A 12051-nucleotide genomic window follows, 5' to 3' on the forward strand; every position below is an offset into this window, starting at 1 on the left:
TTCAATTTAAGAAAAAATGCAACAATGGTGCAAAGTAAAGCTAAAATGAACTAAATAAGTGCAAATAGGGTTGTTGAGAGGAAAATTAATGCGTTATCAGTATTTAAATGTTATTTATTTGTTTCTTTTTGGTGGGGTTTTCAATGTTTTGTGCGCATCGCCAAGTTGCTAATTTCTCTTTATATTCATCCCACACGCAGGGGCAGCAACTGCCACCACCACAACATTCATCAGATTTTGGTTTTTCAGGTTTTTGCGGTAGTTGGTTTGTCATATTCAGTGTTGTTGTATGTATTTAATACTAATTTGGTGCAAAGGATAAGTTAAAGGATGTTGTAAGTAAATTATTCTTTGTGAACCCGTGCTGGTGTGTGAAAATAAAAGTTATGCGATTATATAAAGTTATTCACCGTGCACCTTGGCGGGTAGTTAAAATTAGTAAGAAACGCCAACAGCTGCGTTTTCGCCGTGCTATGGTGGCGCTTAAAATTGCACTTGCGCAAGAAAAACAAGAAACCAAAGAAATGCTCTCTATTTATAGGCGCTATACCCAAGGCCAAACAAGTAAAGAGGAGTTAAAACGCGCTAATGAACAGTTTGTTGATATTCTAAAAGGCCTAGGGCTCGGTGTGTTTGCTGTATTACCTTTTGCCCCGCTTACAATTCCTTTAGTTGTTAAATTAGGGAGTTTAGTGGGAGTTGATGTACTGCCAAGTTCGTTTAATATGAACAAATCTATTAAAGAACTTGATGCTAAAATAGATCAAGAAAATCAAAAGCAAGAATCCAAAAATAGCTTAAAAAAGTAGCTAAAATCCCTTCAAATTAGCGATACCTTTTAGGTGCGCTTATTGATATGCTCTTAAGTACCATTTTTATATTATATGAGCTTTTTAATGAGTGCATTACTACGTCATACATCTTCTGGTATTCCTTTATCTTTTATTCTTAAAAACGAATTATCTGACTGGCAAGCACAGCAGCCTGCATTTATACAAAATTGGTTAACTAATACAGGTTTCGAAAAGCAAGGTGTTGCTTTAATCCCTGATGCTAAAACGGGCGAGTTAAGCCAGGTATTTTGTTTAATGCAAAGTAGCGATGATTTTTGGGCTGCGGGTAATTTAGCAAATACACTTCCTACTGGTACTTATCAAATTCAAGGCGAGAGCGCTTTTGTAGAGCAAGTTGCTTTAGGGTTTGTGCTTGGTGGTTACGAATTTAGTGAATATAAAGAAAAACCAACAGCAAAAGCGCAATTAGCCATTAGCGATAAAGCGTTGTTTGAGCGTATTAGCCAACAAGCTGATGCTATTACACTTGCACGTGATCTAGTTAATACGCCAGCGGTAGATATGATGCCGCAACATTTATCGCAAGTAATGGAAGATTTAGCTGCAACTTACAATGGCGAATTTTCACAGTGGATTGGCGATGAGTTACTAGAGCAAAACTACCCGACTATTCACATGGTGGGTCGTGCAAGCGAAAATAAACCGCGTTTACTCGATTTAAAATGGGGTGCAACAGATGCCCCATTAATTACACTAGTAGGTAAGGGCGTATGTTTTGACTCTGGTGGACTTGATTTAAAACCAAGCTCTGGCATGCGTAACATGAAAAAAGACATGGGCGGGGCGGCGCACGTAATTGCACTAGCACAACTTATTATGGCAGCTAACTTACCAATTAGATTACGAGTGCTTGTACCCGCTGTTGAAAATGCAGTATCGCGCAATGCATTTCGCCCTGGCGATGTTGTTAAAACACGCAAAGGCATTATGGTCGAAATTGATAATACAGACGCAGAAGGGCGCTTAGTATTGTGTGATGCATTAAGCGAAGCACAAAACGATAATCCTGAGCTAATTATTGATTTTGCTACCCTCACGGGTGCATGTCGTGTTGCTTTAGGCACGGAGCTTCCGGGCTTTTTCTCAACAGAGCGCGATGTAGCAAATGGTATTATTGATGCAGGTTTAAGTGTACATGACCCTGTTTGGCAACTTCCGTTGTTTGAGCAATACAAAAGCTTACTAAAAAGTGATGTAGCTGATATGGCAAACTGTGCAAGCACACCGTTTGGTGGTGCTATTACAGCGGCGCTTTACTTAAAAGAATTTGTTGAACCAACAACACCGTGGGTACATTTTGATGTAATGGCGTGGAACTTACGTGCATTACCAGGTCGCCCAACGGGTGGTGAAGCATTAGGTATTCGTGCTGTATTTAACTACTTACAAAATCGTTTTAATAAATAAGTTTTTGATTCAATAGTAAGAACTTGAGCTTATGAGTTTTAAACCTCATAAAGCTCAAGTGGCAAGTTATCTGGATCGGCAAAAAAGGTAAACTTTTTGCCGGTTATTTCATCCACTCTAATATCCTCAACGTTTACTTCGCACGACTCTAAATACGTTTTTGCAATCTGTACATCCGCTACCTTAAAAGCTAAATGTCTTAAGCCTTGTGCTTCGGGATAGGTTGGTCTTGCGGGAGCTCCATCAAACGAAAATAGCTCTATTTGGCTACCATCTGGCATGGCTAAATCTAATTTATATGAATTACGATCAGCTCTAAAGTGCTCATTAATAACGTTAAGTTTAAGTACATTGCTATAAAAGTGTTTAGAACGTGCATAGTCACTACAAATAATCGCAGCGTGGTGAATACCTAAAAGTTTCAAATTTAATTCCTTAAAAAGCAAAAACGCACTTAAATAAGTGCGTTTTATATGTTGCTTACTACATGTTGTGTTAGCTTGGCTGCGCTTCTTTACATGCTTTAACGGCCGGTGCTACAAGTTCTAAACCGGTTTTATCACATGGCGGTAAAGCGGCATCGCTTACACTAATAGGCGTTACGCGTTCGCCCCATTTTATGTAACTTGCAGCCCAGGTAAGGCCTGCACCAAATGCAGCAGACATAATGTTTGAATGCGGTTTAATTAACCCTTGCTCAACGGCTTCACATAACGCAATAGCAATCGTAGCAGCAGAGGTATTACCATACTCACCAATGTTAACCATTACTTTTTCGTCAGGTACTTTTAAACGATGCTGAATAGCTTGAATAATACGTAAGTTAGCTTGGTGTGGAACGAGTACATTAATGTCATCAAGGCTCAAATCGGCTTGTTTAAGTACATCGTCGCACGCTTCGCTCATGCCTTTAACAGCACGTTTGAAAATTTCACGACCTTCAAATAATAAATCAGATGGTCCAATTGGCTCATATTTATTTAAATCACTACCAAAGTTAGTGATGTGTAAAATATCGCGGTCTTCACTGTCACAACCAGTTTTGGTTGCTAGTAAACCAGCTGGCGTATCTGCCGCTTCAAGTACTACTGCACCTGCGCCATCGCCAAATAAAACAGCGCTATCGCGACGTGCCCAGTTTACGTACCAGGTCATACGCTCAGCGGCAATGACCACTGCTTTTTTGATCATACCCGCTTGAATTTGTGCTGTAGCAGCTTGCAATGCATATAAAAAGCCCGAACATGCCGCGTTTGTATCCATTGCGGCAGCGCCTGTTGCACCAATATTTTTTTGCACTTGCGAGGCAGTATTTGCCACAACAGTAGAAGGTGTACAGGTTGCTAATATCACTAAATCAATATCTTTAGGATCAACGCCTGCGCAGGCAATAGCATGCTTAGCTGCAACGGTTGCCAGCTCGGCGGTACTTACATGGCTCACTCGGCGAGATTTAATGCCTGTACGCGAGGTTATCCACTCGTCGGTGGTATCAACTATTTCACTAATTTCATCGTTGCTAATGCTTGCTGGTGGAATGCATTTACCCCAACCAGTGATATGTGCGTAAGGCATAGTATGTTCTCTTAAGGTGGTCTGACATGTATTACTTAATGGGTGAGTTATACCAAAAAACGGCTTTCAAGACTAGTTTATAGCATGCTTTGTGTCGTAAATATTCGCAATTACAGGTTATTTAAGGTAATGCTAGTATAAAAAAGGAGCAAGTATGAAAACAACACTAATAACAACATTCACTGCAATAACGCTGGCATTAATAGCAAATGGGGCTTTTGCTCAACAGCATAAAATTATTTATGCGGGCAGTTTACTTGCATCCGAGGATCAAAAAGTAAAAACAGAGCAAACGTTAGTCATAACAGATAATACAATAACAGCCATTAAAAACGGCTACCTCACAAAAGCAGAACTTAACCTACCTGATGCAGATATTATAAATCTAAAAAATCAATTTGTAATGCCTGGCCTTATTGATATGCATGTTCACGTTACGTTTGAGCGAGATGCTAAAGCAAACCCTCACCGCTGGGCAACAGAATATGATGCCGATTATGCTTTGCGCTCAATTAAATATTTACAACGTACGCTCGATGCGGGTTTTACATCAGTGCGAGATTTAGGTAGCGATCACAAAGTTATATTTCCGCTAAAACGTGCTATTGAGCGAAATGATATTAACGGCCCTCGCATTTTTGCAGCGGGTAATACAATATCGCCTACCGGTGGGCACGCAGATATGCACGGTTATCGAAAAGATATTACAGATGCGGTTACAGGCGGGATTGGTATATGTAATGGCGCGGATGATTGTAGCCGTGCGGTACGCGAGGTAATTAAAAGTGGCGCTGATGTAATTAAAATTACTGCCACGGGTGGAGTACTAAGTAATACCGCTGCTGGTGTTAACCAACAACTTACAGATGCAGAGCTGATTGCAATTGTTGATACTGCTCATCACTTAGGTCGTAAAGTTACAGCGCATGCACACGGTACACAAGGTATAAAAGCGGCCTTAAAAGCCGGTGTAGATTCTATTGAGCATGGCTCTTATTTAGATAAAGAGGCAATAAAGTTATTTAAAAAAACGGGAGCTTATTTAGTACCGACGCTTTTAGCGGGTGCAACGGTAAGTGAAGAGGTGCTTACAAATCCAAATATGCCACCGGCAATAGCCGACAAAGTGCGTGAAGTGACTCCAAAAATGCAGGCTTCGTTTAAACTTGCACTGAAAAACAAGGTTAATATAGCTTTTGGAACAGACTCTGGGGTGTCGCGTCATGGGCTCAATGCTAACGAATTTAGTTTAATGGTAAACAATGGTATGAGCGAAGCCCAAGCTATTAAATCAGCAACCATACATGCAGCTAAACTGCTGGGGCAAAGCGCACTCATTGGCGACTTGAGTGTTGGTAAACAAGCAGATATTATCAGTGTGAATGGCTCACCGCTTAAAAATATCGACGTACTTAAAAACGTGCAATTTGTTATGAAAGCCGGGCAAGTTTATAAACAATAGGGAAGGTTATGAGCAGCAAAATAAAAGTGTCGTTGTTTAATCATTTGATTGACGCTGAGCGCCAGTTACTCGACCCAGAAGTTCGCCAATCTGAGCGCGCATTAGATGCTTTACTCGATGATGAATTTATCGAAATTGCTGCCAATGGCACTACATTTAATAAATACCAAGTACTTACCCGCTTACCTACCGAGGTTGTGCCACAGTTTTATAATCAGCAGTTTAAGGGCCGAATGCTGAGCGATGATGTAGTGCAACTTAGTTATCAAGCAGCTTATAGGCGCTCTGCTCGCAGTGAATTTAATTATTCATTGCGTATGTCGCTTTGGCGTAAGCAAGGTGAGCAATGGCAAATGGTGTTTCACCAAGGAACGCCTTGTGCTCCGTTTTCAATTTCGATGGATGATGATTAAAAACCATATAACCGTTAAAATAACCTTATTAAACATTTGATTGGGCAATTACCTCTTGTTAATGCGTACCGACCCCACCATTAGTCGACTATTAATGCTGCGAAGCGGCGCTATTGCGGTGCAATTAATTGCTGTGCTTAGCGTTTATTTTTTACTAGAACATCAAATTGCATTACTGCCTTTACTGATTGTTATTGCCGTTGAGGCTGTGTTTCAGCTTATTAGTCTATTTGCTTATCGTAATGTGAGCCGCGCTAAACCTTTGGGTATGTTGATGCAGTTAACCGCTGATGTATTATTTTTAACGGTTTTACTCTCGCTAAGCGGTGGTGCAACCAATGCATTTGTATCACTGTTATTGCTCCCAATAATGATAGCCGCTGTTACGCTGCGAGAAAAAGGATTAGCTTATATTGCGGTATTAGCCATTGCCGCATATAGCTTTTTACTGATTAAGATGCCCGATCACAGCATGCATCAAATGAATATGAGTGGTCACTTTATTGGCATGTGGGTCAATTTTGTTTTAAGTGCCAGCGTAATCGCACTTGTTATTGGCGCAATGAGCAGGGCACTTAAAGAGCGAGAGCGAATTATTGCAAACGTGCGTGAAAAACAATTACGTAATGAACAGCTTGTTATCCTTGATGGGGCCGCTGCACAAATAACCCATCAACTAGCGACCCCAATTGCAAACTTACAGTTACTGTTTGAAGAGTTATTAGAAGAGCAACCAAACAATCCTATTGTTAAGTACATGCAAGCGCCGCTTACTCAGTGCAGTACACAACTTAACGACTTTAGAAAACTCTCAGAGCAATTACGTCTTAAAAATTCGCAAGAGCATACCACCGTAAAGCAACTGCAAACGCAAATTACAGATACGCTTTTACTGCAATACCCTGATCAGCACATTAAATGGATTACGCCACCTATTGCAGCAACATTGATAAGTGATGCGATGTTATTGCCTGCTATTTTGAATTTATTGCAAAACGCCGCGCTCGCTAATCAAAAACAAGGTCAAACTCAATTAGAGCTGAGTTGGCAGCAAGATAACTTACATAGTGAATGCGTTTACTTGTTAATTCGCGATTTTGGCCCTGGCTTTTCATCATCGCAATTAGCAGAGCTGGGTGGTCAACTTATGCCAAGCGATCAAGGAATGGGGCTTGCTGTGCTTTTATCAAACGTTACTTTTGAGCGTTTAAATGGCTCACTTACCTTGTTTAACCATGCAGATGGCGGCGCTGTCGCCAAAGTTAAACTCGCTATTGTAAACACTGAGAATAACGCCTCATGAAGTTACTTATAATTGAAGACGACATAAATTTAGCCAGCACACTGGCAAGGCGTTTAACTAAACAAGGCTTTACCTGCGAGGTGGCGCATAATCAAAGTGATGCGTTACTTACCGCGCGTAAACTATTGCCCGACTTTATTTTATTAGACATGAAACTAGGTGACGATAACGGACTTGCACTCATAAAGCCGCTGCGTAGTTTGCTCCCCCAAGCTCATATTGTTTTATTAACCGGGTTTGCAAGTATAGCAACCGCAGTAGAGGCAATGCGTTTAGGCGCAAACGATTACCTTACTAAGCCGGTTGATATGGCAACATTATTAAAAGCGCTTAACACCGAGCCTATGGCATCGGCATCGAATGTTATTGATGATGCGGTTATGTCGCCGGAGCGCTTAGAGTGGGAGCATATTCAACAAGTACTGCACAGTAATAATGGCAATGTGTCGGTTACCGCAAGGCAACTTAATATGCATAGACGTACTTTGCAGCGCAAGTTACAAAAAAAGCCGGTGCAGCAGTAATTTAGTACTTAATTTAAGGAAAGTGTTATGAGCGATGATGCAGTGACAATAATGCAAAATCAAAAAATTATATTATTTGATGCGCAATGTAAGCTGTGCAGCGCGTGGTGTAATTTTATTATTGCTCACGATAAAAATACTATTTTTAAATTATGCAGCGTGCAATCTCCAAAAGGGGAACTGTTGTTAACACACTTTGGTTTTTCAACAATTGAATATGCCTCAATGGTTTACCTAGAAAATGGTAAAGCGTATACGCAAAGCCATGCTTTTTTTAACGTTGTTAAGCAGCTAGGTTACCCATACAAACTAGCAACTGTATTTAGTATTTTGCCAAATAGGTTTAATAATTGGTTATACGATAGGATTGCTTTAAACCGCTATACCTTATTTGGAAAATATCAGTATTGCAGAATTCCCAACCCAGAGGATGCCAAACATTATTTATAAATTAGGCGTTAATACACTGCAGTATAAGTAGATGCTAGGTTTATGGGGTTGTGTTAAAATCGCCGCGTTTAATTTTAGCTAACGGTATAAAAGGCTTTTTTCATGGCAAACACAGCACATGCACTTCACATTTTGGTTAAACATAAAGAAATTGCAGAAGATATTATTAAGCAATTAGGTAAAGGTGCAAAGTTTCAAACCTTAGCTAAAAAATATTCGTCGTGCCCATCGGGCAAAAAAGGCGGTGACTTAGGTGAATTTGGACGCGGACAAATGGTCCCACAGTTTGACAAAATTGCGTTTAAAGGCGCAATTTTAGAACCCCACCTAGTTAAAACTAAATTTGGCTGGCATGTAATTAAAGTACTTTATCGTACTTAGTTTATTTAAACTGTTTAGCAATTGACGCGTCTTAGCAAGCGTCCACCTCATCACCTATCCTAAACGTTACACTTTGACGAACTAAGAATTAGGATGGGTGTCATCTTAATTTCTGTTAATTTCTGCTTGCTAATAATGGTAGGCGTTATTCAGCCAATAAATTATCTGAAATGGTTGCGCGGTATGTCAAACTAGCTGGGCATAAACGAGCTGGAGCATGTCATTTATTTAGACATGCCACAGCGACTATTATGCTTGATAACGGCGCTGAGCTTCGTCATGTTCAAGAAATGTTAAGGCATGCCAATATATCAACAACGCAAATATACACACACGTATCACGGAGTGTTTTAACAAGTACCTACCAGCGCAGTCACCCGTCTGCACCATTAAAGTCATCATTCTATTTGTAATAGCGACAGGATAAACCAGAGGCTTCAATGAGCAATACATTGAAGCCTTTGATATTAAGTGAGTAATGCTCTTTTGTTATTAAATAATGTGATTGCACGTGGAAAGCTATAACACTGAGTGGTATAGTTAGCCAAGAGTAAGGAATTTAAATGTATATCTTTAAATCAAAATGGTTCAGTAAGTGGGCTGAAAAAGAATGTTTAACCGATCATGCTTTGCAAGAGACTATACGTGAACTTGGAGAGGGACTTAATGATGGTGAACTAGGCGGCCATGTTTATAAAAAACGAGCAGCAATTCAAGGCCAAGGTAAACGTGGCGGGTTTCGTACTATTGTTGCGTTTAAAGTGGGTGATAAATCATTCTTCATGTTTGGTTTTTCTAAAAATCAACGAGATAACATAGGTAAAAAAGAGTTGAAAACACTGAAGTTGATGGCAAAAGAATTACTTGGTTATTCAGATATTCAACTCAAAAAAGCCATTGAATCAGGTGAATTAATAGAGGTAATAAATCATGAGTAATAGTATTTTAGATGTCATGCACGACACCGCAAAAGGGTTGACTGATGCGGGTGTAATGGATGTGCAAACAATGCGGGAATTTGATGTGTTATGCCTACCAGAAATAGAGCGCTATGATGCTGCACATATAAAAGCGATACGAGAGAGAGCTCATGTTAGTCAAGCCGTGTTTGCTGCTTATTTAAATACAAGCCCTTCGACGGTTAGATCATGGGAGCAAGGTGGGAAATCACCAAAAGGAGCGTCTTTAAAATTACTCAACCTAGTAGCGCACAAAGGGCTAGGTGTACTTGCTTATTAAATTCATTGTACACTGAACACTTAATATCACTAAGACGTTCATTTAAATCATTACTTTAATAAGATTAACTCTGTGGATCATAAAGCCAATTACTGTATATGCAGGCACGATACTATGATCCAGTCATAGGTCGTTTTTATTCGAATGATCCAGTAGGTTTTACTAACGTGCATACTTTCAACAGATATACCAATAATAATCCGTATAAATACACTGATCCAGACGGAAAATTTCCGCTTCTAATATTATTTGCACCTGAACTAATTGCGTTAGGTAATGCGGCTTTATTCACAGGAAGTGCAGCTTTAGCAGGTTATGCTGGTTCAGAAGCAATTAATGCATACAATGAATCATCTGAAGAACAACCTGAAATTAAAAAGCAAAAACAAGATGAACACAAAAAAGGAACTCCAGGAAATAAAAATAGGACGAAACAAAACCCAGGAAATCCTCCTTCGACATGGGATAACCCAAGCGAAGCTGACGACTTGACTCAAGATGCGTGGGAAAATGGAACTACAGATCCCAATAACTCGAAAATTAAAACTCTAGAAACTGGTAGAAGAGTTGGAACTACAGGGGACGGTACAAAAGGTCAATTTGGAGTTAAAGTTCACCAAGATAGTAAAGGTAAGATACATGGACATCCTTACGGTGTGGACAAAAGTAAAGATAAAACATAATGAGGCTTGATTACAATGAGTGATAATGAATTTGATAACTTTAATAAGGCTTCAGAAGCTATTAGAGATGTTTTATTTATGTATAAAACACTAATTGAGTATTCTGGATTATATGATGACTTTGGCTCTGAAGATGGAAAATTTGAACCCGAAATTTTTATAGATTGTAAGGCAAGCGATTATTGCATCGACGAAGATGATGCAAGGCTTCTTCATGAGGGAAGTGCTATTAAATTAATATGTTCAGTATTCCAAGCTTGGAGCCAAGGTGGTTACCCAGTGAGTTATTCTCAAGCTGCTGAGAAAGCTAGAAATATTCTAGAGAATGGAAGTATTAGCCACATGCCTGAATTAGAAACAACGTTAAAAGTCGCTTTATCTTCTTGTGAAGATGCACAGCCTCACTTTAAAGTGGTTTATGAAAAATATGTTAAGAGCTATTTCAAATCCTTAGTTGGATAAGAATTTATTAATAAAATTGTTTGAATCCAAAGCTCCTTTGAAATGCCTCTTAAAATTAACGTGACACCCATCTTAATTGGGATAGTTTTGCTTGTTCAATTAAGGTGACTGTTCTGCTTGATTTTGCTATACAAATTAGCTGTTTATGTTCGTTGAAACTCAAATAAGTTACTGTGTCGGATGGCGCTTTGCTTATCCGACCTACGTTTTTAAATATATTTGATGGGTGGTTACCCTCTCTGCCAAGCTAGTTGTCTAATATTAAATATTCGTTGTGTTTCGCTACGCTCTATCCAACCTACGTGTTGAACTTAAATTTTTACGCAGACGAAAATAGCGTTGCCTGAGCGTTTTGCTCATCAGCTGAAATTAGTTGACCACTACAGATACCCATCCTAATTTTTATACAGTGAAGTTCATTTACGAGAATCCAAGAGGCTGTGTTAGAGATAAATCGCTTGTGATGTTACGAATAATCACACGCATTCAGTGCTGTATGTTGACGATAAAATATCTAACAAGTTTATAGTAAGATAATTCTTGTTCGCTTACTTACACGTAATAAAAAAAAGCTGCAATGTGCAGCCTTTTTTAAGTGTTAAACAATAATTTACTCGTTAAGCGTCTTGTTTGGCTTCTTCTTCACTAATTTGTTTTAGTGCTTGAATGAATGAGTCGCTTGGTTGTCCGCCAGTAAGTGCATATTTATCGTTTATGATAAACGTAGGTACTGAAGTAATACCCATCTGTTTAAAGTTGTCTTGCTCTTGGCGTACGTCTTGTACGTATTTGTCTGAATGTAGAATACCGCGCGCAGTTTCTTTATCAAGACCCACTTTTTCAACTACGTCGAGCAATGCTTCTTCTTGATTTAAGTATTTTAAATCTGTGAAGTGCGCTTCGAAAAAGGCGAGTTTTAACTCTGTTTGCTTACCTTCTTCACGTGCCCACATTAATAAACGATGCAAGTCAAAGCTGTTGATCATGATGCGTTTGCCATCAAAATTAAAGGTGAATCCAGCACGTTGACCGGCTTCGAACATGTTTTTACGATTTTCGTCGCCTTGCTCTTCACTTAGGTTGTACTTTTGCATTAAATGTTCGTTTAAGTCTTGACCTTCAATTGGCATATCTGGATTTAGTTCAAAAGGATGCCACGTAATATCTGCGCTCATTTCGTCTTTAAGTTGCTCTAGTGCAGTTTCTAGGTTTTTATAACCCACTACACACCAAGGGCACATTACGTCTGAAACGATATCAATTTTAAAGTTTTTCATATTTATCCTTTTGAGGATTGC

General features: G+C 39.3%; 17 protein-coding genes. 13 read left to right on the forward strand and 4 right to left on the reverse strand.

The window, feature by feature from the left end:
* Window positions 1–103: 103 nt before the first annotated feature.
* Entirely contained in the window at window positions 104–274 is a 171-nt protein-coding gene (locus tag PARC_RS19415; protein WP_010553991.1) for an oxidoreductase-like domain-containing protein, read from the reverse strand.
* Window positions 275–386: 112 nt separating this feature from the next.
* Here PARC_RS19415 and PARC_RS19420 point away from each other — a divergent pair, with 112 nt between their 5' ends.
* Both PARC_RS19420 and PARC_RS19425 read left to right on the forward strand, forming a co-directional pair.
* Window positions 387–809, forward strand: a complete 423-nt coding sequence (locus PARC_RS19420; RefSeq protein ID WP_007582356.1) for a hypothetical protein — start codon at window positions 387–389, stop codon at window positions 807–809.
* Window positions 810–896: 87 nt separating this feature from the next.
* On the forward strand, window positions 897–2261 hold the full coding sequence (locus PARC_RS19425; RefSeq protein ID WP_010553989.1) for a leucyl aminopeptidase family protein: 1365 nt from the start codon (window positions 897–899) through the stop codon (window positions 2259–2261).
* 38 nt (window positions 2262–2299) lie between these two features.
* On the opposite strand, the gene gloA2 is transcribed toward PARC_RS19425, so the two are convergent.
* Window positions 2300–2686 carry an SMU1112c/YaeR family gloxylase I-like metalloprotein gene (gene gloA2, locus PARC_RS19430; RefSeq protein WP_010553988.1) on the reverse strand — a complete coding sequence of 129 codons (387 nt, stop codon included), beginning with the start codon at window positions 2684–2686 and terminating at the stop codon, window positions 2300–2302.
* Between the two features lie 70 nt (window positions 2687–2756).
* The gene (locus tag PARC_RS19435; protein ID WP_010553987.1) at window positions 2757–3836 is read right to left on the reverse strand and encodes a ketoacyl-ACP synthase III; all 1080 of its coding nucleotides are present in this window, start codon (window positions 3834–3836) and stop codon (window positions 2757–2759) included.
* Between the two features lie 154 nt (window positions 3837–3990).
* On the opposite strand from PARC_RS19435, the gene PARC_RS19440 reads away from it, so the two are divergent.
* From PARC_RS19440 to PARC_RS19490, 11 genes are all read left to right on the forward strand, one after another.
* Window positions 3991–5298, forward strand: a complete 1308-nt coding sequence (locus tag PARC_RS19440) for a metal-dependent hydrolase family protein (RefSeq protein ID WP_010553986.1) — start codon at window positions 3991–3993, stop codon at window positions 5296–5298.
* Window positions 5299–5306: 8 nt separating this feature from the next.
* On the forward strand, window positions 5307–5711 hold the full coding sequence (locus PARC_RS19445) for a nuclear transport factor 2 family protein (protein ID WP_010553985.1): 405 nt from the start codon (window positions 5307–5309) through the stop codon (window positions 5709–5711).
* A 61-nt stretch (window positions 5712–5772) separates the two neighbouring features.
* Window positions 5773–7014 (forward strand): ATP-binding protein, encoded by a 1242-nt coding sequence (locus PARC_RS19450; RefSeq protein ID WP_010553984.1) that lies wholly within the window; start codon window positions 5773–5775, stop codon window positions 7012–7014.
* Complete coding sequence (locus PARC_RS19455; RefSeq protein WP_010553983.1) at window positions 7011–7538, forward strand: response regulator transcription factor; 528 nt, start codon at window positions 7011–7013, stop codon at window positions 7536–7538. Before PARC_RS19450 ends, PARC_RS19455 begins: the two co-directional genes overlap by 4 nt.
* 27 nt (window positions 7539–7565) lie before the next feature.
* Window positions 7566–7988 (forward strand): thiol-disulfide oxidoreductase DCC family protein, encoded by a 423-nt coding sequence (locus PARC_RS19460; protein WP_010553982.1) that lies wholly within the window; start codon window positions 7566–7568, stop codon window positions 7986–7988.
* 102 nt (window positions 7989–8090) lie between these two features.
* Window positions 8091–8369: a peptidylprolyl isomerase gene (locus tag PARC_RS19465; protein ID WP_008171402.1), complete on the forward strand. Its 279-nt coding sequence runs from the start codon at window positions 8091–8093 to the stop codon at window positions 8367–8369.
* 122 nt (window positions 8370–8491) lie between these two features.
* Entirely contained in the window at window positions 8492–8782 is a 291-nt protein-coding gene (locus PARC_RS19470; protein WP_337589871.1) for a tyrosine-type recombinase/integrase, read from the forward strand.
* A gap of 150 nt (window positions 8783–8932) precedes the next feature.
* The gene (locus tag PARC_RS19475) at window positions 8933–9307 is read left to right on the forward strand and encodes a type II toxin-antitoxin system RelE/ParE family toxin (RefSeq protein WP_010553981.1); all 375 of its coding nucleotides are present in this window, start codon (window positions 8933–8935) and stop codon (window positions 9305–9307) included.
* Entirely contained in the window at window positions 9300–9608 is a 309-nt protein-coding gene (locus PARC_RS19480) for a helix-turn-helix domain-containing protein (protein ID WP_010553980.1), read from the forward strand. The genes PARC_RS19475 and PARC_RS19480 overlap by 8 nt, the downstream gene beginning before the upstream one ends.
* Before the next feature lie 98 nt (window positions 9609–9706).
* On the forward strand, window positions 9707–10291 hold the full coding sequence (locus PARC_RS21870) for an RHS repeat-associated core domain-containing protein (protein WP_010553979.1): 585 nt from the start codon (window positions 9707–9709) through the stop codon (window positions 10289–10291).
* A gap of 15 nt (window positions 10292–10306) precedes the next feature.
* Window positions 10307–10753 carry a hypothetical protein gene (locus PARC_RS19490; RefSeq protein WP_010553978.1) on the forward strand — a complete coding sequence of 149 codons (447 nt, stop codon included), beginning with the start codon at window positions 10307–10309 and terminating at the stop codon, window positions 10751–10753.
* Window positions 10754–11370: 617 nt separating this feature from the next.
* Here the strand turns inward: PARC_RS19490 and PARC_RS19495 are convergent.
* On the reverse strand, window positions 11371–12030 hold the full coding sequence (locus PARC_RS19495; RefSeq protein WP_008134379.1) for a DsbA family oxidoreductase: 660 nt from the start codon (window positions 12028–12030) through the stop codon (window positions 11371–11373).
* Window positions 12031–12051: the final 21 nt, after the last annotated feature.

It is taken from the genome of Pseudoalteromonas arctica A 37-1-2 (assembly GCF_000238395.3).
Lineage (GTDB): Bacteria > Pseudomonadota > Gammaproteobacteria > Enterobacterales > Alteromonadaceae > Pseudoalteromonas > Pseudoalteromonas arctica.